This is a genomic window from Cryobacterium sp. TMT2-15-1 (assembly GCF_004402345.1).
GTDB classification, from domain to species: domain Bacteria; phylum Actinomycetota; class Actinomycetes; order Actinomycetales; family Microbacteriaceae; genus Cryobacterium; species Cryobacterium sandaracinum.
Genome location: NZ_SOGD01000032.1, coordinates 119,234 through 143,360, shown reverse-complemented (window position 1 = coordinate 143,360; position 24,127 = coordinate 119,234). Strand labels below are relative to the sequence as shown.

The following is a 24,127-nucleotide window of genomic DNA, read 5'->3' as shown; positions in this document are numbered from 1 at the left end:
GTGGCTCGCCGTGAGGATGCCGCGAGCACGCGCGTCGACTCGCGGGGCGACTCGGGCGAGCGGATAATTCAGGGTGTCGACCTGCACTCGAGCGGTCGAGTGAGGGAAACGATGGATCTCAACACCGTGCTCACGATCACCCCCGCCCGTCACCGTGACGATCTCGCGCTCCTCGACGCCCAGGTGGCCCCGCTCGCGGGCGGCTCCGACCTGTTCGCCGACCCGCAGACGCACCTCACCGGGCTGGTCGACCTGCAGACCCTGGGCTGGCCCGCTCTGACCCTGACGACGGATACCGGCACCCCGGACACCGGCCCAGGCGCCGTCACCGGCACGGATGCCCACACCGGCGAGCGCGCCACCGGCACCACCCCCGGCCTCACCATCGCCGCCACCTGCACCATCGCCGAACTCTCCCGTCTGGCGGCCGCACCCGGCTGGACCGCGCATCCCCTGATCTTCCAGTGCTGCACTGCCCTCTACGGCTCATTCAAGATCTGGAACGTCGCCACCGTCGGCGGCAACCTCTGCGCCTCCCTGCCGGCCGGCCCGATGACCAGCCTGGCTGCCGCCCTCGACGCGGAGGTGCTGATCTGGCGCCGTGACGGCAGCGACGAACGGATGCCCGCAGCGTCCTTCGTCACCGGCAACACCACCAACGCGCTCCGCACCGGCGATGTGCTGCGGTCCATCCACGTGCCGACCTCCTCGCTGGCGGCCCGCACCGCGTACCGCAAGATCGCCCTCTCCCCACTCGGCCGCTCCGGCGCCGTGCTGATCGGCCGGCTCGACCGCGCCGACCCCTCCGACAGCGACGACACGGCCGCCCGCGACGACAGCGCCGGCACCGGCCGCTTCGTACTCACCGTCACCGCCGGCACCGTGCGTCCGGTGCAGCTGCGCTACGACTCCCTGCCCGACGCGGGCACACTCGCCCAGGACATCGCCGCCATCGACTGCTGGTTCACGGATGCCCACGGCGCCGCCGACTGGCGCCGCGCCGTGAGCGGCGTGCTCGGCGAGGAGATCCGAGCCGAGCTGGAACAGCAGCCCGAACCGAGACAGGAACCCGAACCGGCCGCGCGAGACCAGGCGGCACCCCGGAGCGGAGACCGCTCATGAGATTCCAGATCAACGGCGAACCCGTCGATGCCTCCCCTGCCCCCGGGCAGTGCCTGCGCTCCTTCATCCGCGACCAGGAGCACTTCGAAGTCAAGAAGGGCTGCGACACCGGCGACTGCGGCGCCTGCTCCGTGCTGGTCGACGGCACTCCGGTGCACTCCTGCATCTACCCGGCGTTCCGGGCCGAGGGCACAGAGGTCACGACCGTGGCCGGGCTCGGCCTGCCCGGCGACCTGGCCAAGGTCCAGCAGCGCTTCGTCGACGCCGCCGGGTTCCAATGCGGGTTCTGCACCGCCGGCATGATCGTGACCGCGTCCGCCCTGACCGAGACCGACCTTGACGACCTCCCCCGCCTGCTCAAGGGCAACCTGTGCCGCTGCACCGGCTACCGCGCCATCGAGGACGCCATCCGCGGCACCCACACCCCCGTCAACAGCTCAGCCAGGACAGACGGCTCCTGTCGCGCCGACGCACCGGCACGCACCGGCCTGGGCCCGGTCGTCCAGACCGGACCGCGCCCCGGCACGGTCGGCACCTCCCTGGCGGCCCCGGCCAGCGAACGCGTGGTCAGTGGGCAGGAGCCGTACACCCTCGACGTCACGCTGCCCGGCCTCCTGCACCTCAGCGTGCTGCAGAGCACGATTGCGCACGCGCGCATCCGTTCGATCCAGACCGACGCAGCCGCGGCACTACCCGGGGTGCACGCCGTGCTCACCCACGCCGACTCCCCGGCCATCCTGTTCTCCACCGCCCGGCACGAGGACCGCCTCGACGACCCCGACGACACCCTCGTGCTCGATTCGGTCGTGCGGTTCCGCGGCCAGCGCGTCGCGGCCGTCGTCGCCGACACGCTCGCCATCGCAGAGGCCGCCTGCCGCCTGATCGAGATCGACTACGAGACGCTGCCGGCGGTCTTCGACCCGTACGCCGCTCTCCTGCCCGGCGCACCCCTGGTTCACGGCGACAAGGATGCCGCCGCGAGCCGGCTGGCCGACCCGACCCGCAACCTGGTGGCCGAGCTGCACGGCGAATACGGCGACATCGCGGCCGGCCTGGCCGGCGCCGCCCACAGCGTGAGCGGAACCTGGCAGACCCAACGGGTGGCGCATACCCATTTGGAGACGCACGCCACCATCGGCTGGCTGGAGGATGACCGGCTCATCCTGCGCACCAGTTCCCAGGTGCCGTTCCTGGTGCACCGCGAGATCTGCCGCCTGTTCGCCCTCGACCCGGAGCGGCTGCGCGTGTTCACGGCCCGGGTCGGCGGCGGCTTCGGCGGCAAGCAGGAGATCCTGACCGAGGACATCGTCGCGCTCGCGGTGCTGAAGACCGGGCGCCCCGTGCAATACGAGTTCAGCCGTTCCGACGAGTTCACCCTCTCCCCGGCCCGTCACCCCATGCGCATCGACGTCACCCTCGGCGCCGACGACGCCGGCCGCCTCACCGCACTGAAGCTGGGTGTGCTCGCCGACACCGGCGCCTATGGCAACCACGGCCCCGGGGTGATGTTCCACGGCAGCTCCGAGTCGGTCAGCCTCTACCGGGTGCCCAACAAGCGGGTGGATGCCCGAAGCGTCTACACGAACAACCTCCCGTCGGGCGCCTTCCGCGGCTACGGCCTCGGCCAGGTGATCTTCGGCGTCGAGTCCGCGCTCGACGAGCTCGCCCGCACCGTCGGCATCAACCCGTTCGACCTGCGCCGGCAAAACTCGGTCGGCCCGAACGACCCGCTCGTGGTCACCCACGTGGAGGGCGAGGACCTCATCTTCGGCAGCTACGGCCTCGACCAGTGCTTCGACCTGGCCCAGACGGCCCTGGCCCGCGGCAACGGCGCCACCGTGCCGCCCGGCGAGCACTGGAAGACCGGCGAGGGCATGGCCACCGCCATGATCGCGACCACCCCGCCGCGCGGGCACTACGCGCAGGCCTCGGTGTCCCTGGAGAGCGCGACCCTGGACGCTTCCGGTACCCGCTACACCGTCCGCGTCGGCACCGTCGAGTTCGGCAACGGCACCACCACCGTGCACGCGCAGCTGGCCGCCACGGCCCTGCACACGACTCCCGACCGAATCGAGATCCTGCAGTCCGACACGGATGCCATCGGCTACGACACCGGCGCGTTCGGCTCCGCGGGCGTCGTCATCGCCGGCAAGGCCGTACTCGCGGCGGCGAACGACCTGGCCGACACGCTGCGGTCGGCCGCCACGGAGATGCACCCGGAGATCCCGGCCGCCGCCTGGACCCTGGAACCCGACGGGCTGCGCAGCGGTGAGGTGTTCGTGTCACTGGCCGAACTGGCCGAGCAGGCATCCGTGCCCGGGGCACCCGCTCTCCGCGGTGTCGGCGCCGAAGACGGCGCCCGTCGCTCGGTGGCGTTCAACGTGCACGCGTTCCGGGTGGCCGTGAACACGCAAACCGGCGAGGTGCGCATTCTGCAGTCGATCCAGGCGGCGGATGCCGGGGTCGTGATGAACCCGGAGCAGTGCCGCGGCCAGATCGAGGGTGGGGTCGCGCAGGCGATCGGCACCGCACTCTACGAGGAGGTCATCCTCGACGGGGCGGGCACCGTGACCACGAGCGTGCTGCGGAATTACCACATCCCGCAGCTCGCCGACCTGCCCGTGACCGAGGTGTACTTCGCGGACACGAGCGACGTGCTCGGCCCGTTCGGGGCGAAGTCGATGAGCGAGTCGCCCTACAACCCGGTGGCGCCCGCGCTGGCGAACGCGGTGCGCGACGCCATCGGCATCCGTCCCACCGAACTGCCGATGTCGCGCGACCGGATCTGGCGGCTACTGCACCCCGTTCGCTCCTGAACGGGGCGCAGCGACGGGGTGCAGCGACGGGGTGCGGCCGCGGACTACCGCTTCTTCGCCGTCCGCTCCTGCGCGTCGACGAGCACCGCGACCGTTCGGGCGGGAACGGTGACCGTGCCGGTCGCCGTGTCCCAGGTCGTCGACTTGACGAGCGCATCCGCACCGGCGGCCTGGATGCCGCTGAGGGCGTAGCCGCGCCCGGCCAACTCGCTGAGCAGAACCGTCTGAGGTTCGGGGCTGGCGTTGAAGAGCACCAGCAGGCCGTCCAGTTTCCTGTCGACGTCGAAACCTACCGTGTCGTCGACGCTCATCGTGATGACGCCGGGGGTGGCGTCCGGTCCGCCGGCCGGGAAGGTCACCTTCTGGTTGATCAGCTTCGCATCGCCGAGCCGGAACAGCTCGGTCGACTGCTTGAGGCGCAGCAGGTCTTGGGCCTGGGCAGACGCGAACGAGATGTCGTCCGGCGTCGGCTTGAGGGCCGGGTCCTCGAGCAGCGGGCGCATGATGTCCCACTTGTCCTCGTTGGCGGCCGCTGACGGCAGACCGACGCCGAAGTTGCTGGTCTGGCCGGTCCAGTCGATGCGGTTGAACCAGTCGCCCGAGTTGTAGCTGTCGCGATCGAGCGACTTCGAGCGCAGCAGGTCGGTTCCGGCGTGCCAGAGCGACGGTGCCTGCGACAGGGTCGCGGTGGCCAGGGACAAGGTGTTCATGCGCACCCGGTCGCTCATCCCGGTGTCGGCCGGCAGCTTGAGGGCGAGCAGGTCGTAGAGCGTCTCGTTGTCGTGCGCGTCGACGTAGTTGATCACCTCGTCCGGCTGGTCCGCATACCCGGCCGGCGACCCGTTGTAGTCGAGTTCGTCGCCGCGCTTCACCGTGCCGTCGCTGGTGACGAAGCTGAAGTCGCGCAGGTTCGCGGCCAGGCCGAGCCGCACCAGGTCGCTGGCCTGCCCGAGCCGGGCGAGCGCCTGCTCGGGGGTGCCGTTGATCGCCACGCCGTTGGGATCGGTGCCGAGCCCGGTGCCGAAGCCCTGCTGCTGCACGGTGCTGCCGTCGACGGGGCTGCCGCCGTGCACCGCGTCGCGCAGCCGGTCGTTGAACGTGCCGATGCCGGTTCCGCCCAGCTGGCCCTGCGTCGCCTGCTCGAACAGGGCGTTGTTCGCGACCTCGCCGAAGTTCCAGCCCTCACCGTAGAGGTAGATCGCCTGGCCGTCCACGCCGTGCTTCTTCAGGGTGAGTGCGTCGAGGGCATCCCGCACGGCCAGCAGGTTGGCCTTCGAGTGGTGGCCCATCAGGTCGAACCGGAACCCGTCCACGCGGTACTCCTTCGCCCAGAGCACGACGGAGTCGACCATGAGCTTCTGAGCCAGTTCGTGCTCGGTGGCGATGTTCTGGCAGCAGGTGGAGGTCTCGACGGCGCCTTGCGGGTTGAGACGGTGGTAGTAACCGGGCACGACCTGGTCGAGCACCGATTTCTCCCCCTGGCCGCTCTGCGCGGTGTGGTTAAACACCTCGTCGAGCACGACCTGCAGGCCGTCCTCGTGCAGGGCCCCCACCATGCCGCGGAACTCGGCTACCCGGGCGCCGCCGTCGGCGTTCACCGCGTAGGACCCCTCCGGCGCCGAGAAGTGGAACGGGTCGTAACCCCAGTTGAAGCCGTCCTGGTCCCTGATCGCCTGGATGCACGCCTGCTGGTCCGGCGAGGCCGGTCCGAAGGAGGCCAGGTCGCAGGCGGGCACGGCCTGGAGGGCGCGGTCTTCCTGGATCGTGGCGATGTCGAAGGTCGGCAGCAGGTGCACGGTGTTGAGCCCGGCAGCCGCCAACTCGGACAGATGCCGGGTTCCCGCGCTGTCGACCCCGAACGCGCCGTAGGTGCCGCGGAGCTCTTCCGGCACGGTGTCGTCGGAGATCGAGAAGTCGCGCACGTGCAGCTCGTAGATCGACCGGTCCACGGCCTTCTCGATCAGCGGCGACTTCGCTTTCTCCCACGCCGTGGGGCGGTAGGCCTTATCGGCCAGGTCGATGAGCACCGACCGGGTGGAGTTCTGCGTCAGGGCGACCGAGTACGGGTCGGTGACCTGGTTCGACTCGATCTTGCCCGTCGTCGGTGCGAACACCGTGACCTCGAAGACGAAGGATGCGCCGGTCCAGTTCTTGGCGCCGGTCGCGGTCCACGTGCCGTCACCCTGACGCGTCAACACGATGCGCTCCGGGTCGGCCGTGTCGCCCGCCGTCCAGACGAGCGCGTCGACGTTCTGCGCCGTGGGAGCCCAGACCGCGATCGTGGGCCGCTTCTTCGACCAGGTGACGCCGAGCGTCCGGTCCGCTGCGGCATCCGCGTAGAGGTCGTCGAGCACGCCGGGCAGTTGCACGCCCGTGAACGCGGTGAGGATGCCTGTGGTGTCGTCGGTCCCGGTGCCGGACTGGGCCACCGCCAGCTGGGTGGTGAACAGCTGTTCCACCTCCGACCGGTCCACACCGACCGGGCGCAGGGCCACGGACCCGACGAGGGCCGGGAAACGCGCTTTCTCCGCGTCGGAGAGGCCTGCCGGGTCGTACTCGAGGGCGACCGTGTCACCGCCGGTCACCGCTCCGTCGACGACCGCCAGGTCGGCGGCCGGCGAGGAGTGCAACGCGAAGCCGAGCGCGGCCGGGTCGGCATTCACGGGCAGCAGGTCACGCGGCCAGGCGAGAGTCTTCTCGCTCACCCAGTGCGCGCGCTGCGCTCCCGTGCCGGCCAGCGGCGGGTCGGTCACCGTGATCGTGAGCACGTGGGCGGCGAGGTCGTAACTGAACAGGGTTTCCTTGCCCTCGGTGGCCGTGAACGACAGGTTCGCGCCGTTCGGCACGCCGTCGGCGCCATAGTTCTCGTCCCAGCCGAGGTTGTGCGCGACCTTCGCCTCATACGAGCCGGTCGGCAGGGTGTTCGAACTCAGGGTGAGGATGCCGTCGCCGTTCACGTCCTGCAACCAGGTTGCAAGGCAGTCCGGTTTCCAGTCTCCGGGGCAACCGGCCTCCTCCTGGAAGGAACCGGCCGCGACGACGATATCGCCCTCGGCCGTGCCCTGGAAGAAGTTGTTGCGCGGGTCGAAGTAGAACGTGACCGGGCCGCCGGCGGTCGTGTAGCTCACGTTGTCGCCGCCGGGAACTCCGCCGGAACCGTAGTTGAGGTCCCAGGAGCCGTTGACGGCGATCTTGTACTCGTAGTCGCCGGCCGGAAGGTCGAATGTGCCGGCGTAGATGCCGTCGGCTCGGAGGGTCAGTTTCGCGGCCTCACAGCCGGGCTGCCAGTCCCCGGCACAACCCATCTCGGAGTTGTGACTACCGGCCACCGTGACCAGGTCGATCGCGGCGTCGGGCGTGCCGGTATCGGCGAGCGACACCGTGTTGCCCACGGAGGCGAAGCTGGACGCGGCGGCCCGCTGGCCGGCGGCATCCGTGGAGACGGCGCGATATTCGACCAGGGTGCCCGTGGTGAGGCCGGCGGTGTCGTGGAAGACCCGCGGAGTGGTGTCTTCAGCGGTGCCGAGGCTGGTCCACTTCGTGTCCCCCACGACCCGCCAGGCGAAGCCGGTCTCCTGCCAGGTCCCGTCGTCGACGGTGGCCCCGACGGGTGAGACGCCGGTGACGCCGGCTCCGGCTGCCGGGGCGGCGACCGTGATCGCGGCGGCCGCGGCCGGAGCGCTGACGGGTCGGTCGGCCACGAGCACCACCGAGCCGCGGGCCGGCACGGTGACGGCCAGGTCGCCGGTGTCGCCGGATACTGCGGCCGCGGTGTCGCCGAACAGCACCGAGTAGGACGCGTCCGTGGTGAGGGTGGGGATCGTCACGGTTTTCGCCGCGGCCGAGTTGTTGACGGCGACGAGGTGTTCGATCTTCTCCGTGCGGTCGACCCGGCTGAACGCGTAGACGCCGGCCCCGGTGTCGGCGTAACGCTCGATCTGGGCGCCCGTCGCGAGGGCCGGGTGGTCGCTCCGCAGCGCGGAGAGCTCAGCGATCCGACTGTAGAGCGGCGCATCCGTCGCGAACCGGTCGACCGAACCAGCGGTCTCGCCGGTGATCAGCGGCTGGTTCGCGTACTCGAACACCTGGCTGGCGAACAACGACTGACGGGCGTCCTTGTCGCCGCCCGCGCCCATGAAACCCTGCTCGTCGCCGTAGTAGACCACCGGCTGGCCGCGGGTCAGGAACATGAGCTCGTGGGCGAGCACGTCGCGGGCCAGCGGATCATCGGTGTTCTTCAGGAAGTAGCCGATCCGGCCCATATCGTGGTTGCCGAGGAAGGTCGGCAGCGCGGAGGCGTTGGAGTCGGGAGTCGTGTAGAGGTCGTCGGAGGCGAACAGCTGGCTGAGCCCCTTCGCGGAGTTCCCGGCGGCGAAGCTGGTCGCCTGCGACTGGAATCCGAAGTCGAGCACCGAGTTGAGGTCGGTCTTGCGCACATACGGGGACGTCTTCGCGGCATCCGCGTCGTAGACCTCACCGAACATGAAGAAGTCGGGCTTGCCGGCGGCGTGCGCGTAGTCGAGCACTTGCGTGGACCACGTGTCCCAGAATTCCAGGTTGACGTGCTTGACCGTGTCGATACGGAAGCCGTCGATACCAAGGTCGACCCAGTCCGTGTACACGTCGACGAAGCCGTTGACGACGGCCGGGTTCTCGGTCATCAGGTCGTCGAGACCGGAGAAGTCGCCGTCGAGGTTGCTCTCACCCTCGAAGGTCGAGTCTCCCCGGTTGTGGTACAGCGTCGGGTCGTTCAGCCAGACCGGCACCTTGGCCGTGGCGTCGGCGGCCGCGACGAACGGCGTGTAGGGGAAGGAGGTCCCGTCGAGGGTCGGGAATTCGTCGGTCCCCGCGTAGTCGGCCGGGTCGAAGGGCTCACCGGCCGCGGTCGTGTAGGGCGACGTGGCCTTGTCGATGTAGGAGTACTGCTTCTCCTCGTTGTCGATGACGTCGGCGGTGTGGTTGGTGATGATGTCGAAGTACACCTTGATGCCGCGGGCGTGCGCGTCGTCGATAAGCGCCTTGAGCTCGGCGTTGGTGCCGAGGTGCGGGTCGATCTGGGTGAAGTCGGTGATCCAGTAGCCGTGGTAGCCCGCGGAGGCGTTCGCGCCCTCGCCCTGCACGGCCCGGTTCTTGAAGGACGGCGTGAGCCAGAGGGCGCTCGTGCCGAGACCCTCGATGTAGTCGAGCTGGGAACGGAGCCCGGCGAGGTCGCCGCCGTTGTAGAAGCCCTTGTTCGCGGGGTCGTAGCCGGACACCAGTGGGTCGTCGCCGAGGCCGGCGGTGTTGTTGGCCGGGTCGGCGTCCTTGAACCGGTCGGTCATCACGAAGTAGAACTGCTCGTCGCTGCCGGGCTGGCGGATGGGCGCGGCCGCCACGGCCTCGTCCTCCGCGGAGTAGGCACCGGCCAGGGAGAGTACCTCGAGGCCGACGCGCTTCCTGCTGAGGTCGAAGGTGAAGCTCAACCGGCTTTCACCGGCGACGGTCAGCGGGATGTTGTCGGCACCACCGTCCAGCCCGTAGGTCTCGTCCCACGCGTCGTTGAGGGCGACCTTGTAGTCGTAGCTGCCGGCCGGCACCGTGAACTCGGCGGACCAGACCCCGTCGACGCCCGTCGGGGCCAGCTCGGTGGACTCGCAGGTCGGTTGCCAGTCCTCCGTGCAGCCCAACTCGCTCTGCAGGCTGCCGACCAGGGCGACCGTCGGGGTGGCGGCGGCCGCGGACACCTCGGAGAAGGCGAGACCGGAGAGAACGATCGCGCCGGCTCCGATCGTGGCCACGATGCGGCGGATGGCCGGGCGGCGTGTAGCGGTGCGTTTCGTCAACAGTGACTCCCCCTGTCTCGCGCCCGGTGGCGCTGAGAACAACAGAAGTGACGCTACTCCGTCGCGTACCGCACATGCAAGCGTTTGCTGCAAGCGTTTACTTGATTGCGCGGCGGCCGAGCCGGATGACCCCCCATACACTGAACGAGTCCGGTGGAAACGAGTCCAGTGGAAGAGAACGACGAACAGAGAACGGGCTCTCACGTGACACCGTCCAGCCGGGTCTACCGCGGCCACATCTTCCACATTGCCGGCTCCCCCACCGTGGCCGCCGCGCACCGGCACCTCGTGTCCCTCCCCGACGGCGTCCTGGTGACCACCGACACGGGCCGAATCGCCTGGGTGGGCTCATTCGTCGACCTCCCTGCCGTTTACGAAACTTTGGCGGTCACCGACAACCGGGGCGGTTTCATCCTGCCCGGCTTCGTCGACACCCACGTGCACTTCCCGCAGACCTATTCCACGGATGCCTATGGCGGCGGCCAGCTGCTCGAGTGGCTGGACAACTGCGTCTTCCCGGCCGAGGCGCGCCTGGCCGACCCCGGGTTCGGCGAGCAGATCGCCCGGGACTTCACCCGTCGCCGCGTCGCCGCGGGCACGACCAGCGCCCTGGTCTTCGGCTCCGCGTTCCCTTCCGCGCAGGACGCCCTGTTCGAGGAATCGCACCGGGCCGGACTGCGCCTGGTCAGCGGGCGCGGAATCCAGACGGTCGGTTCGGAGCCCTCGCAGGCGCTGCTCACCAGCGAGGCCAGGGCCCTGGAGCTTGTGACGGATGAGATCGCCCGCTGGCACGCGGTCGACACCGGCGACCCCGCCACCGCGCTGCTTCAGGTGGCGGTGGTGCCGCGGTTCAGCCTCTCGGTCACCCCCACGACCCTGGCGGGGCTCGGCGAGCTCTACGACTCGGTGCGCGGCCAGGGGGTCTACTTCCACAGCCACCTGAACGAGAACAACCGGCCGGGCACGGGCGAGATCGACGCCGTGAAGTCGGTCTACCAGGTCGACACCTACCTCGACACCTACGACGGCCGGTTCCTGCCGGGGTCGGCGCGGGGCGGGTCGAGCCTGCTGGGGCGGCGCAGCATCCTCGCCCACGCCGTGCACTGTGAGGACAGCGAGCTGGCCCGCCTGGCCGAGACGGGAACGAGCGTGGCGCACTGCCCCACGTCGCAGCAGTTCCTGGGATCGGGCACCATGCCATGGCTGCGCACGACGTCGTTCGGCGTGAATGTGGCGATCGGGTCGGATGTCGGCGCGGGCGACGAATGGCTCATCTCCCGGGTGCTCAACGACTGTTTCAAAGTGCACCTGTCCGAGCCCGGAGAGGCGGGCCTATCGCTGGACCCGGCCGCCCTGCTCTTCACCGGAACCCTGGCCGGCGCGCGCGCACTCGACATGGAGGCCCGGTTCGGTAACTTCGACGTGGGCAAGGACGCCGACTTCCTGCTGATCGAGCCGGACCGCTGGGAGCCCCTCGCCACGGTGCTCGAGCGCGGCATCCGGGCCGACGACGAGGAAATGGCCACCGACCAGACCCTCTTCGCACTTCTGCTGGCCCTCCGCCAGCCCGCGATCGCCGGCGTCTTCGTGCGCGGCCGCCGGGTGCTCGCCCCGACCGGCGGTTGAGCCGCCTGGCCGTTGAGCCGCCCTCCCGCCTTCCAGTCCCGCCCTCAATCCCGCCCTGGCCGAACGAATTCGACGGAGATTTTGCTCAGAACCGGCCCCGAGCATCCGTTTGGGCGCGAAATCGGTAGAATCTCCGTCGAATTCGTTAGGGAGCCCGGGTGCCTGAGGGGCGCGGGTGCCTGCAACCGGACGACCACGGCGGAGCGAACACCGGTGATTGAGCTCGTCGAAACCGGCGAGCCACCCTCCAAACCCGCCCCGGCCGAACGAATTCGACGGAGATTTTTGCTCCGAACCGGCCCCCGACATCCGTTTCACCCTGAAATCGGTAGAATCTCCGTCGAATTCGTCAGGGGTTGATGGCCTAAAAGGCCGAGAGTCGTGCGGGCCGTGCCCGACCGACCTCCACACCCGCCCCCTCACCCGCACCCGCCCCTGCACCGCACCGCACCGCACCGCCCCGCCCTACGATGGCAGGCATGGCCACTTCCTCCGCACCGATCGCCGGCCTCGTGCTCGCAGCCGGCGCCGGCTCCCGCTACGGCATGCCGAAGGCACTTGCGCGGGGCAACGACGGCATCCCCTGGCTGGTGCGCACGATCCGCACGCTCACGGATGCCGGCTGCTCACCGGTGATCGTCGTGCTCGGCGCCGAAACCGCAGAAGTCCGGGCACTGCTCCACCAATTCGGCATGACCCCGTCGGTCGTCCTCACGCAGGCTGAAGACTGGGCAGAGGGACTCTCCGCGTCCCTGCGAGCGGGCCTGCGACAAGCCACCGAGCTGCAGGCCACCGAGCTCCTGCCTGCTCCGGTCGCCGTGGCGATCGTCCCGGTCGATATCCCGGGTCTGCTGCCCGGCACGGTCGCACGACTGATCGGCACCCTGCCCACAATCACCCTGCCCACAATCACCCTGCCCGGTGATGCGGATGCCGACGCGAACCCCGTCGGCCCGCTCACGCTCCGGCAGGCCGGCTTCGACGCCCGCCCGGGACACCCGGTGGTGATCGGGCGAGCACACTGGGGCGCGCTCATCGACTCCGCCACCGGCGACACCGGCGCACGACCCTACCTGCAGTCTCACGACACCCGGCTGGTCGATTGCGCCGACCTCGAGACCGGGCTCGACGTCGACACGCGCGACTGAGCATCGAAACCGCACCGCACCACGCCCCCGAACACCGGCCACACCGGGTTGGAATTGCCCCCCCTCCGTGTGAGGCTTAACCCGTGCCGAAGACTGACGAACGACTCGATCTGCGAGACGCCGTGTCCCTCGATCGCCCCTGGATCACCATCGTCTGGGACGACCCGGTGAACCTGATGTCCTACGTCTCCTACGTGTTCCGCAGCTACTTCGGCATCTCCGCCCGGGAGTCCGAGCGCCTCATGCTGCAGGTGCACAACGACGGGAAGGCCGTCGTCGCTTCCGGCAACCGGGAAGCCATGGAACGCCACGTCGAAGCCATGCACGGCTACGGGCTGTGGGCCACCCTCGCCAAGGCCGACGCGTGATGCAGTTCATGTCGGGCAGCGAGAACGCCGGCAGCGTGACCGCCCGGTTCGAACCCGTCGAGATCGGCCTGTTGCGCCTGGCCGCGAGCCAGCTGATTGACCTGCTGGAGGCCGCCGAAACCCACGCACTCGGCACATCCGGTGACCCGGCCCTGCGTCGGCTCCTGCCGGATGCCTACGCCGATGATCCCGAGGCCGCCGCGGAATTCCGCCGGTTCACCGCCGACGACCTGCTCGAGCGCAAAGTGCGGAACGCCCGGTGCCTGCTTGCGACGCTCGCCGAGGAACCAAACGCCGACATCGGCGACGAACCAACCGACGCCGAGCTACATGCGGCCGCCGACGCGGCCGCATCCGCCGAGGCGCCCGTGACCATCGACCTCGACGCCGACGATGTGCAGTCCTGGCTGCGCACGCTCACCGACCTGCGCCTCACCCTTGCCGAACGCCTCGAGATCGGGCCCGACGGGGTGCCGGGGCGGAGCGCCGACGAGGCACCATTCCTGAACGACATCTACGACTGGTTCGGTATGGTGCAGGAATCCTTGGTCTACGCGGTCGACGTCTGACCCACCGGATACTCGCAACCTACAGCTCGACCGGCACCGCCAGCAGCGCCGCGTACGCGCGTTTGGACCCGGCCCCACCCTGCAGCGAGGAACTCAACCGGTCCAGGCTTTGCCGGGCGTCCCCGTCGAGCGCGAGCAGTTCGGCTATTCCGGCCCGAAGCTCCTCAGCCGTAGCCGTGTTGGGCGCGAGGGACAGCCCGAATCCGCACCGCTCGACCGCGGCTGCCCCGCCGAACTGGTCGGTGGAGAAGGGCAGCAGCAGCAGTGGCACCCCCGAGGTCATCGCCTCGGTGACACTGTTGTTGCCGCCGTGCGACACCGCCAGCGCCGAGCGCGCCAGCACGGTGACCTGCGGCAGGAACGCGCGCACGAGCCAGGAGTCGGGGATCGGCCCGAGCTCCGCGGGATCGGTGGCACCGGTGGCGACGGCCACCCGCACGTCGAGTGGGGCAAGCGCCTCGGCCACCCGGGCGAGAACATCCCCGCGCACCGACAGGAAGCTGCCGAAACTGACATAGACGATGGGCCGGTCACTGTCGGCGGCGAGCCAGGCGTTCACCTCGTCGTCGTCGGCCTCGTTGCGCACGGCGGAGCCGAGGAACGCGTGCGCCGGCAGCAACTCGCCACGTGCGGCGTCGTGCAGTTCGACCGGATAATTGAGCAGCAGGATGTCCCCGCACTCCTTGAACGCATCCGGGCTCGGCAGCGCGTCCGGGTCGAGAACCCGCAGGGCGTCGTTCCACTGGGTGGTGAACGCATCCCGCACGCTCTCGCAGGTCGCCAGGAGTGCGCCGAGGTCGCCGCTGTCCGGCGCGAAGGCGAGCGGCCACTCCGGCGGGAAACCGTAGACCTCCTCGCCCACGGGCAGCGCCGACGGGTGGCCGAGCACCACATCGGCGTGACGGATGCCCGCACTCACCAGTCCGAGGCGCGCACTGAACGCCAGGTGATCGACGATCACGTGGTCGGGTTGCACCTCGGCCACGATGAGCTGTACCGCGCGGGCCACCTCCACCGGGTTCCAGAGCAGGTCGCTGCTGCGTGCCTCGGCCTGGAAACAGAGCGTTTCCACCATACCGAGCCGGGTGGCGTCGAAGAACCCGCGGAGAGCGTCGTCCTCGCCCGTCGGCTGTTCCTCGGCGCGGATCGTGCCGGGGTTCGAGCCGCGGCCCAGTTGCAGGTGCACGCGCTCGAATCCGAACGCGGCCACGATGTCGGCGGTGGCCGGACCGCTGGCCACCACGACGCGTTCACCGGCCTCCAGCCACGCGGTGCCCAGAGTGGCCAGCGGGAACAGGTGGGAGGCGTAGTCCGGGCTGATGATCAGCAGCGTCATGAAACGCCCACCAGGTACGCGCCCGACTCGTTCGTGTCGGCCACGTCGCGGTAGACCCGGGTCAGCGTCTCAGCCATGGCCTGGATCGTGAAGGAACGCGACACCATTTCTCCGGCCCGGTTCGCGTACTCCGGTCCGAGGGGGCCGGCAGCCAACTCGAGTGCGGCGCTGATCCCGCCCGCCAGGGCCGTCCGGTTGCCGGTGTCGACGAGGAAACCCGTCACTGCGTGCTCCACATAGGTGGCCGGGCCGCCGGAATTCGGGGCGACGACGGTCAGTCCGGTCGCCATGGCCTCAAGCAGGGCGATGCCGAATTCCTCCTTCATGCTCGCGCAGACATACGCCCCATTGGGGGCCGCCAATCCGGGCCGGCCGTACCGGGCCGCGGCCAGCCAGTGCGCCACGGTGTCGTTTGTGCGGTGCCCGGCGAGCAGCAGGCCCTGGCCGGCCGCATCGGCGAGGTCGACGACCGCGGCCATCTGGTCCAGCTGGCTTTTCTCGTCGAGGGAGGGAGAATTCAGGTCCCCACCGAGGATGAGCAGGTTGCAGCGGGCGCGCAGGTCGGCATCCGCGGCCCACGCCTGAACCAGGGCCGCCATGCCCTTGACGCGGTGCAGGCGTCCGACGGTGACGGCGAGCGGAAGCCCGCGCCGGCTCGGCGGGAGGGTGGTGAGCAGGTCGTCCAGTTCGGCTAGCGCCGCTGCGCCCGCTGCGCCCGCCGCGCTGGTCGCGCCGGTCGCGCCGGTCGCGCCGGGGGCTGCGTGCGCGGTGGTTGGGTCGGCCGTGAGGCGGGCATCCGCCAGTGCACGCTCGATCACGGCGACGTCGATGCCCTCCGCGATCACGGAGTGGCGTTCCGGATGCTGCCGGATATCGATTCCCACAAGGTCGCGCATGTCACGCCGCAGCTCGGGCCTCGGGAAGAGAACGGTGTGCGCGGCATCCGCGGCCAGCCGCTGCACGAGCCGGGCCCGGAACCAGAAGTGCTCGGTCTCGTCGACCGTGCCGAAGTTCGCCCGGGTGAGCACCCCGGAACTGTCGAGGGAGTGGATGACGCTGTGCGGGTCGGGGGCCACCGTGAACACGATCGGAATGTCGAGCTCGCGGGCGACGGTGGAGGCGGCCAGCGTGCCGATGTCGGCCATTCGCAGGTGGATCGCGTCGACGGTGCCGGCGGCGCGCAGAATGCGACGGATGCCGCGCTGCGTCGCAATCCGCCGCGGCCAGGCATCGACCGAGGCGACGGGTTCGCCCAGGAAGGGCACGGTCGCGAAGGCGTGCTCCGCGACGGAAGACCCGACCTCGGACAGGGAGGTGAGTGCGCCGGCGAAGCTGCCGCGGGAGAGGGTGAGCACCCGTTCCACGGAGCCGCCGCGCTCACGGCCGCCGCTGCCACCGCTGCCACTCCCGGAGACGAGCGCGTCGCCCAGGCGCACCAGCAGCGTGGCGATGCCGCCATTGTCGCCGGCCCCCACCTGGCTGAGTTCGCGGTCGATGTCGGCGTGCAGGAAGAGTTGGGCCACCGTCAACCCCTGGCTCCACGGTGGGCGCGGGTAGGCCGGCACAGTCAGGTCGATCAGGGCGAGCCGAGCCACGTCGGCAAGCACGCCGCTGCCCTGCGACAGGTCGCTCACGATACGGATGTTGGCCTCGTTCGGACCGAGGTCGCCGAGGGCCGCGATCGCCGCCGCACGCACCGCGTTCGGCTCGGACGAGTCGACGGCGACCCGGCGCAACAGCCGTTCGGGGATGCGCCCGGCGATGAGACCCATCGTTTCGACCAGGCGGGTGCGGGCGCCGCACTCGTGCACGCCGATCAGGGTGCCCTCGAGGGCGAGCGCCACATGCACCGGCACCGACGAGCTCCACTGCTCCAGCGTGCGCTGGGCGATCATGCCGGAGAAGCCACCGTCGACCACCATGCTCAGCAGTCCAGAGATCGCCTCGAACCGGGGCAGCCGGGCGCCGAACGCCCAGGCCGTGTGTTCGCGGATGAAGAGGGAGTCATGGGTGATCAGCGACACGAGCACGTCATCCGCGGACTCGTCGAACACCTGGCCGAGCGAGTGGATGGCCGCGATCGCGGTCAGCTGGTCCCCCGGGTCGGTCGCCGCCTGCGCGAGCAGGCGCACGGCGCGGATGCCGCCGTCCCGGCTCGCCGCGATGGTCAGGTCGTCGGCGCAGCGGATGCCGTCCAGGATCGACCGGGTCTGCCGCATCGTGTCCAGCGTCGTGTGAGTTCCCACGGTGCCCTCTCTGTCTCCTGCAACAAGCAGTCCGATCCGAACATACACGCGGCCGATGTCGGAACGCCCTGTGGAATGGAGCAAAATGGTCACATGACACGACGCGCTCCGATCGAAGACATCAACGAAGACAATTTGGTCGTCACGAAGCCGAAGAAGTCCGCGGCCGGAGTGGAAGCGGTTCTGGTGGCGCTCGATCGCGGGTTCGCGCAGGCCGGCGTTCCCCGCACGGCGAAGGCGCTGCTGCGCCTCAACCAGCGCGACGGCACCGACTGCCCGGGCTGCGCGTGGCCGGAGTCGCAGGGCCACCGCAAGACCGCGGAGTTCTGTGAGAACGGCGCCAAGGCCGTCGCCGAGGAGAGCACCCTGCGCACCGTGACGCCGGCGTTCTGGGCCGAGCACTCGATCGAGGAGCTCGCCACGAAGACCGAGTACTGGCTCGGCAACCAGGGCCGCATCACGCATCCGGTGGTCATCCGTCCCGGCGACACGCACTACTCTCAGATCTCCTGGAACGAAGCCTTCGAGCTCATCGGCGAGCGGATCCGAGCCACCGTTCCCGACCGCACGGTCTTCTACACCTCGGGACGCACCGCCAACGAGGCGGCGTTCCTCTACCAGCTGTTCGCCCGCTCGATCGGCACGAACAACCTGCCCGACTGCTCGAACATGTGCCACGAGTCCTCCGGAAGCGCCATGAACGCCACCATCGGCATCGGCAAGGGCACCGTTTCGCTCGAGGACATCCACCAGGCCGAGCTGATCCTCGTCGTCGGCCAGAACCCGGGCACCAACCATCCGCGGATGCTGTCGGCCCTCAAGGAGTGCAAGGACAACGGCGGCCGGGTCGTCGCCGTCAACCCGCTGCCCGAGGCCGGATTGTTCAATTTCAAGGATCCCCAGTCGGTCTCCGGCCTGATCGGCGACGGCACGGCACTCGCTGACGAGTACCTGCAGATCAAGGTCGGCGGCGACCTGGCCCTGTTCCAGGCCCTCGGCCACCTGCTGCTCGAAGCGGAGGAGCGCGTCCCCGGCTCCGTCGTCGACGCGGAGTTCGTCGCGGCGAACACCCAGGGCCTCGACGAGTACCGGGCCGCCCGCACGACCATCGATTGGGCCGAGACGGAGAAGGCCACCGGGCTCACCGCGGTGGAGATCTCCACCGTCGCGCAGATGATGATCGACTCCACGGCCACGATCATCTGCTGGGCGCTCGGACTCACTCAGCAGCCGCACTCGGTCAACACGCTCAAGGAGATCATCAACCTGCTCCTGCTACAGGGGAACTTCGGTAAGCCGGGCGCCGGCGCCTGCCCGGTGCGCGGCCACTCCAACGTACAGGGCGACCGCACCATGGGCGTCTGGGAGAAGCCCAAGGAACCGATGCTCGCCGCGCTGGACAAGGAATTCGGCATCGAGTCCCCCCGCACGCACGGCCTCGACTCGGTGGATACCGTCGCGGCCTTCGAGAACGACGACGTCGACGTGTTCGTGTCGATGGGCGGCAACTTCGCCCTCGCCTGCTCCGACACCGTAGCCCTCGAGGCGGCAATGCAGCGCGTGGGCCTGACCGTGCACGTGTCGACCAAGCCCAACCGGTCGCACATCATGCACGGCACGACCTCGCTGATCCTGCCGACGCTGGGGCGCACCGACACCGACGACAAGCACCCGGGTGGTCGCCAGGTGCTCTCGGTCGAGGACTCCATGTCGGTCGTGCGCACCACGCAGGGGCGTCTCGACCCGGTCTCCGAGCACTTGCTCGCCGAGCCCGTCATCGTCGCCCGGATGGCCAGCGCCACCCTCGGCGACGACCACGTGATCGACTGGAAGGCGATGGCCGACGACTACGACGTCATCCGTGATCGCATCTCGCAGGTGCTCCCGGGCTTCACCGATTTCAACGCGCGCCTCAAGACGAAGAACGGTTTCGTACTGCCCAACCCGCCCCGGGACACCCGCAGCTTCGCCACCGACATCGGCCGGGCCCGGTTCACGGTCAGCCCACTCGAATACCTCACCCCACCGGCCGGCCACCTGATCCTGCAGACCATGCGCAGCCACGACCAGTACAACACCACGTTCTACGGGCTGGATGACCGCTACCGCGGCATCTCCGGCGGCCGCCGGGTCATCCTGATCCACCAGGACGACGCCACCGAGCTGGGCTTTGCGGACCGCGACATGGTCGACGTGATCAGCACTTTCCAGGGCGAGGAGCGGCGCGCCAACGAGTTCCGCCTGGTGGTCTACCCCACCCCGCGGGGCTGCGCGGCCGCGTATTTCCCCGAGGCGAACGCCCTGATGCACCGCGAGCTCGTGGCCCGGGAGTCGAACACCCCCGGTTACAAGGCCATGTCCGTGCGGTTCATCGCCCACGAGGCAGCGAAGTCAGCACCGCTGACGTGAGCCGGGGCGTGAACCCGGGCGCGGGGGCACAGCGCGTCACCCACTGGTGGCCGCTGCTCTCCGGGCTGGTCGCCGTCGCGCTGGCGGTGGGTCTGGGCCTGGTCATCTCCCGGAACGGCAAGCCGTTCGCCCTGGACACGGAGTGGATGATCGCGGTGTCCGGCAATCGGGCACCGGTGTGGGATTCCCTCGCCCTCGTGATGAACAGCCTGGGCGGCGGTCTCACCGGCTCCGTCGTCGCGCCCGGCCTGCTCATCGGCCTGCTCCTGTTCCTCAAGCGCCCGCGGGCCGCGGGCTTCGCCCTCGCGGTAACCGTGATCTCCGGTGCCGCCGTGCACCTCCTCAAGTGGCTGTTCGGCCGGGCCCGCCCGGCCGAACTCGAAGATCTGCTGGTCAGGGTTGATTTCGGGTCGTTCCCCTCCGGCCATGTCGCCAATGCGGCGACGCTGGCGATAATCCTGGCGCTGCTCTTCCGGTTCTGCTGGGTGTGGCTGGCCGGCGCGCTGTACACGGCGCTGATGATGCTCAGCCGCACCTACCTGGGCGCACACTGGCTGACCGACACCGTCGGGGCGGCACTGCTCGGCATCGGGATCGCGGTGGCCGTCTGGGCTCCCCTGGCCGTGACACTCGATCGCGAACGCCGGCGCAGCCGTGCGTCACATCCGTGGCGCACGTTCCACGACCGGTACGTCGTCGAGAGGTGGGAACTCACTGACCGGTCCCGCCGCATGCTCCGGGTCACCGCGATCGCCTGCCTGGGTTCCGGCGCCGTCTTCTTCACGCTCACGCTGCTGAGTGTGCTGAGCGGCGGAGGCGTCACCGCGATCGACCTCCCCGTGCAGGAGTGGCTGCTGGAGGCCCGCTCCCCCGTTCTGACGACCGTGATGGTGGTGCTGGCGGTCGTATTCGGGCCGGTCGCGCTGCCCCTGATCGTGCTGGTCGTGTGCGTCGGCTGGGGTCTTCTCACCCGGCACGCCTGGCGCGCGCTGCTGCTCGCCGGTGCCATGGCAAGCGGCGTGGTGCTGGCCCAGGTCATCGGACGCACGGTCGGCCGCGAGCGGCCGCCGATCGACCTGATGCTGTTCGGCACGGACCTCACGTTCTCGTTCCCCTCCGGTCACGTGCTGGGTGCATCCGACTTCCTGCTGGTGACCGCCTACCTTCTGCTTTCGCGCCGTTTCAGCATGCGGGCCACCGCCGCCGCCCTCAGCGTCGCCGTGGTCGGCATCGTGCTGGCGGCCCTCAGCCGCCTGTACCTCGGCTACCACTGGACCACGGATGCCCTGGCCTCCGTTTCGATCTCCCTGGTGGTGGTGGGTTGCGTGATCGCGGTCGACACCTGGCGCACCGGGCGGGTGGTCGAACCCGCGGAGCGCGGCTAGCCGGGAACGCTCTGCGGCGTCCGCTCGCCGCTCGTGATGCGTTCCGCCCCGGCGTAGATCACCATGGAGTCGCCGCGCAGAAAACCGACCACGGTCATGCCTACCTCGTCCGCGAACTCGGCGGCCAGCGACGACGGCGCCGACACGGCGGCGAGCACCGGAATCCCGGCCATCAGCGCCTTCTGCGCCAGTTCGAAGCTCGCCCGGCTCGACACCATCAGCACCGTGCCGGTGAGCGGGAGAAGGTCTTCCTTCAGCGCCCAGCCGACGACCTTGTCGACCGCGTTGTGGCGGCCGACGTCTTCGCGCAGCACCAGCATCCGCCCGGTGGTCCCGTCGAAGAGGGCGGCCGCATGGATGCCCCCGGTCTTCTCGAAAACGTCCTGGGCGGCGCGCAAGACTTCGGGGAAGCGCGTCAGGAGCTCTGCGTCGACCTGAAGCGGGTCAGCCGTCACCGGGAACGCCGACTTCGTGCGCACGGCGTCGATGCTGGCCTTGCCGCAGAGCCCGCAGGAACTCGTCGTCAGGAACGACCGCTCCAGGCTCGGGTCGGGCGGTGTGACCCCGGGCGCGAGCGACACGTCGAGCACGTTGTAGGTGTTCACGCCCTCGACGGTGGCGCCGGCGCAGTACCGGGCCGTGGAAAAATGCTCGTTCCGGGTGATGACGCCCTCCGACACCAGGAACCCGGCGGCGAGGTCGAAATCGTTGCCGGGGGTTCGCATCGTGACAGCGAGGGAGCGGCCGTTCACGCGGATCTCGAGTGGCTCTTCGACCGCCAGCACGTCTTCCCGGCTGGTGGGATTCTCGCCCACCGTGAGTCGAACGACCTTGCGCCTGACCGTGATCCTGCTCATCTGGATTCACCCACCGATGTACGACATTTCGATTCTCTTCTTGCCGGATGCGCGCAGCCGGCCGGTCTCGGCGCTGCGCAGCTCCGAGTAGCGGTCCGTGCGCTCTCGCCAGATCTGCTTCAGCACCTCAGCCAGCTGCTCATCGGTGCAACCGCCGCGCATCAGGGCACGCAGGTCGTGTCCCTCGGTCGCGAACAGGCAGGTGAACAGCTTGCCGTCGGTGGAGACCCGCGCCCGCGAGCAGGAATGGCAGAACGACTGGGTGACACTGGAGATCACGCCGATCTCCCCCTCGCCGTCGCGGTAGCGCCACCGGCGGCTGGTCTCACCGGTGTTGTTGGGGGCCACCTCGTCGACAGGCAATTCCGCGTTGATGCGGGCCACGACCTCGGCCGAGGGCACCACGTCACCCATCTCCCAGCCGTTGCTTGAGCCCACGTCCATGAACTCGATGAACCGGAGGATGTACGGGGTGCCCTTGAAGTGGCGCGCCATGGCAACGATGTCCTGATCGTTCTGCCCGCGCTTGAGCACCATGTTGATCTTGATCGGGCCGAGCCCGACCGAGTGGGCCACGTCCAGGCTGTTCAGCACCTTGGCGACGGGGAACTTCACGTCGTTCATCGCCTGGAACGTGGCGTCGTCGAGCGAATCCAGCGACACCGTGACGCGCTTCAGCCCGGCGTCCTTCAGAGCCTGGGCCTTCAGCGCCAGCACCGAACCGTTGGTGGTCATCGCGATGTCGATCGGGCGGCCGTCCGGGGTGCGGAGCGCCGCCAGCATCGCCACCAGTTCTTCGATCCCTTTGCGCAGCAGCGGCTCACCGCCGGTGAGGCGGATCTTCTCGACCCCGTGCGCCACGCTGATCCGCGCCAGCCGGGTCATCTCTTCGAAGGAGAGCAGTTCGTCGCGTTCCATGAAAGCGAAGTCCTTGCCGAAGACCTCTTTGGGCATGCAGTACACGCAGCGGAAGTTGCAGCGGTCGGTGACCGAGATGCGCAGATCGTGCAGCGGGCGTTGGAACTGATCAATCATGTCTCCACACTAACCGCCGCCCTCCGCGGCAACAGTCCCTCGGGACGGTGACAAATGCCCGGCCCGCAGCAGAACAGGACACCCGGCCGGGGCGAACCGCCGGCCGGGTGTCCTGTTACTGGTCGAACACGCTCATTTGACGTACTGATTCGGGTTCAGCACGTACTTGATCGACTTGCCGGCGTCGAACTCGGCGTAGCCGCGCGGGGCATCGTCCAGGCTGATCGCCTGAGCGTTGACGGCCTTCGCGATCTGCACCTTGTCGTGCAGGATCGCCATCATCAGCGATCGATTGTACTTCATCACCGGGGTCTGACCGGTGGCGAAGGACAGGGACTTGGCCCAGCCGAGGCCCAGCCGGATGGACAACGAGCCGACCTTCGCCGCCTCGTCGACCCCGCCCGGGTCACCCGTGACGTAGAGGCCAGGGATGCCCAGGCCACCACCGGCGGCCGTGACCGTCATCAGCGAGTTCAGCACCGTGGCCGGACGCTCCGTTCCGGCATCCTTGCCATGGCCGCGGGCCTCGAAGCCGACCGCGTCCACGCCGCAGTCGACCTCGGGCACACCCAGGATCTGCTCGATCTGATCCTGCGGTTCGCCCTTTCGCAGGTCGATGGTTTCGCAGCCGAAGCTGCGGGCCTGCGCCAGCCGCTCCTCATTGAGGTCGGCGACGATGACGACGGCGGCCCCGAGCAGCTGAGCGGATGCCGCCGCGGCCAGACCCACCGGGCCCGCGCCGGCGATGTATACGGTCGATCCGACCGCGACGCCCGCGCTGAACGCACCGTGGAAGCCGGTCGGGAAGATGTCCGAGAGCATGGTGAGGTCCATGATCTTCTCCAGCGCCTGGTCCCGATCCGGGAACTTCAGGAGATTCCAGTCCGCGTACGGCACCAGCACGTACTCGGCCTGGCCGCCGACCCAACCGCCCATGTCGACGTAACCGTAGGCGCTGCCCGGGCGGTCGGGGTTGACGTTGAGACAGATACCGGTTTTGCGCTCCTTACAGTTGCGACACCGGCCGCAGGAGATGTTGAACGGCACCGAGACGATGTCGCCGACCTTGATGAACTCCACGTCGGGTCCGCATTCGACCACCTCGCCGGTGATCTCGTGGCCGAGGACGAGGTCCGACGGCGCGGTCGTGCGTCCGCGAACCATGTGCTGGTCCGAGCCGCAGATGTTGGTGGTGACCGTGCGGAGGATGACCCCGTGCGGCACCTTGCGGCCGACGTTCGCCGGGTTGACACCCGGACCGTCTTTCAGCTCGAAGGTCGGATAGTCGATGTCGATGACCTCGACGACACCCGGGCTCTTGTAGGCAACTGCTCTGTTCCCAGTCATGAAGTACCTTCCTAGTTCCTGTTTGCTTCCCTCACAGCGAG

General features: G+C 69.2%; 14 protein-coding genes. 8 read left to right on the top strand and 6 right to left on the bottom strand.

From position 1 onward, the window contains the following. The first annotated feature begins 111 nt into the window (after window positions 1–111). Both E3O62_RS17410 and E3O62_RS08905 read left to right on the top strand, forming a co-directional pair. A complete protein-coding gene (locus E3O62_RS17410) occupies window positions 112–1,122 on the top strand; it encodes an FAD binding domain-containing protein (protein WP_134398260.1) in 1,011 nt (336 codons plus the stop codon). Continuing rightward, a complete protein-coding gene (locus tag E3O62_RS08905) occupies window positions 1,119–3,938 on the top strand; it encodes a molybdopterin-dependent oxidoreductase (RefSeq protein ID WP_134398259.1) in 2,820 nt (939 codons plus the stop codon). Before E3O62_RS17410 ends, E3O62_RS08905 begins: the two co-directional genes overlap by 4 nt. A 44-nt stretch (window positions 3,939–3,982) precedes the next feature. Here the strand turns inward: E3O62_RS08905 and pulA are convergent, their stop codons facing one another. Further along, on the bottom strand, window positions 3,983–9,760 hold the full coding sequence (pulA, locus tag E3O62_RS08900; RefSeq protein WP_134398258.1) for a pullulanase-type alpha-1,6-glucosidase: 5,778 nt from the start codon (window positions 9,758–9,760) through the stop codon (window positions 3,983–3,985). A gap of 204 nt (window positions 9,761–9,964) precedes the next feature. On the opposite strand from pulA, the gene E3O62_RS08895 reads away from it, so the two are divergent. From E3O62_RS08895 to E3O62_RS08880, 4 genes are all read left to right on the top strand, one after another. Beyond that, on the top strand, window positions 9,965–11,386 hold the full coding sequence (locus E3O62_RS08895; RefSeq protein ID WP_134398257.1) for an amidohydrolase family protein: 1,422 nt from the start codon (window positions 9,965–9,967) through the stop codon (window positions 11,384–11,386). Window positions 11,387–11,865: 479 nt separating this feature from the next. Beyond that, window positions 11,866–12,534 (top strand): NTP transferase domain-containing protein, encoded by a 669-nt coding sequence (locus E3O62_RS08890; RefSeq protein ID WP_134398256.1) that lies wholly within the window; start codon window positions 11,866–11,868, stop codon window positions 12,532–12,534. 83 nt (window positions 12,535–12,617) lie between these two features. Continuing rightward, window positions 12,618–12,902, top strand: a complete 285-nt coding sequence (gene clpS / locus E3O62_RS08885) for an ATP-dependent Clp protease adapter ClpS (RefSeq protein WP_241973393.1) — start codon at window positions 12,618–12,620, stop codon at window positions 12,900–12,902. Continuing rightward, entirely contained in the window at window positions 12,902–13,471 is a 570-nt protein-coding gene (locus tag E3O62_RS08880; RefSeq protein WP_241973397.1) for a DUF2017 family protein, read from the top strand. The genes clpS and E3O62_RS08880 overlap by 1 nt, the downstream gene beginning before the upstream one ends. Before the next feature lie 19 nt (window positions 13,472–13,490). Here E3O62_RS08880 and E3O62_RS08875 read toward each other — a convergent pair whose 3' ends face one another. Next, on the bottom strand, window positions 13,491–14,807 hold the full coding sequence (locus E3O62_RS08875; protein ID WP_134398254.1) for a glycosyltransferase: 1,317 nt from the start codon (window positions 14,805–14,807) through the stop codon (window positions 13,491–13,493). After that, on the bottom strand, window positions 14,804–17,053 hold the full coding sequence (locus E3O62_RS08870) for a glycosyltransferase (RefSeq protein ID WP_134398253.1): 2,250 nt from the start codon (window positions 17,051–17,053) through the stop codon (window positions 14,804–14,806). Before E3O62_RS08870 ends, E3O62_RS08875 begins: the two co-directional genes overlap by 4 nt. A 93-nt stretch (window positions 17,054–17,146) precedes the next feature. On the opposite strand from E3O62_RS08870, the gene E3O62_RS08865 reads away from it, so the two are divergent. Continuing rightward, the gene (locus E3O62_RS08865) at window positions 17,147–19,462 is read left to right on the top strand and encodes an FdhF/YdeP family oxidoreductase (protein ID WP_134398252.1); all 2,316 of its coding nucleotides are present in this window, start codon (window positions 17,147–17,149) and stop codon (window positions 19,460–19,462) included. Next, a complete protein-coding gene (locus E3O62_RS08860; protein WP_174720128.1) occupies window positions 19,459–20,847 on the top strand; it encodes a phosphatase PAP2 family protein in 1,389 nt (462 codons plus the stop codon). Before E3O62_RS08865 ends, E3O62_RS08860 begins: the two co-directional genes overlap by 4 nt. Here E3O62_RS08860 and fdhD read toward each other — a convergent pair. The 3 genes from fdhD to fdhA form a co-directional block, all read right to left on the bottom strand. Then, window positions 20,844–21,704: a formate dehydrogenase accessory sulfurtransferase FdhD gene (gene fdhD, locus E3O62_RS08855; protein ID WP_134394471.1), complete on the bottom strand. Its 861-nt coding sequence runs from the start codon at window positions 21,702–21,704 to the stop codon at window positions 20,844–20,846. The genes E3O62_RS08860 and fdhD overlap by 4 nt on opposite strands. Window positions 21,705–21,710: 6 nt before the next feature. Then, window positions 21,711–22,739: a GTP 3',8-cyclase MoaA gene (moaA, locus tag E3O62_RS08850; RefSeq protein WP_134398251.1), complete on the bottom strand. Its 1,029-nt coding sequence runs from the start codon at window positions 22,737–22,739 to the stop codon at window positions 21,711–21,713. A 132-nt stretch (window positions 22,740–22,871) separates the two neighbouring features. After that, window positions 22,872–24,086, bottom strand: a complete 1,215-nt coding sequence (fdhA, locus tag E3O62_RS08845) for a formaldehyde dehydrogenase, glutathione-independent (RefSeq protein WP_134398250.1) — start codon at window positions 24,084–24,086, stop codon at window positions 22,872–22,874. Window positions 24,087–24,127: the final 41 nt, after the last annotated feature.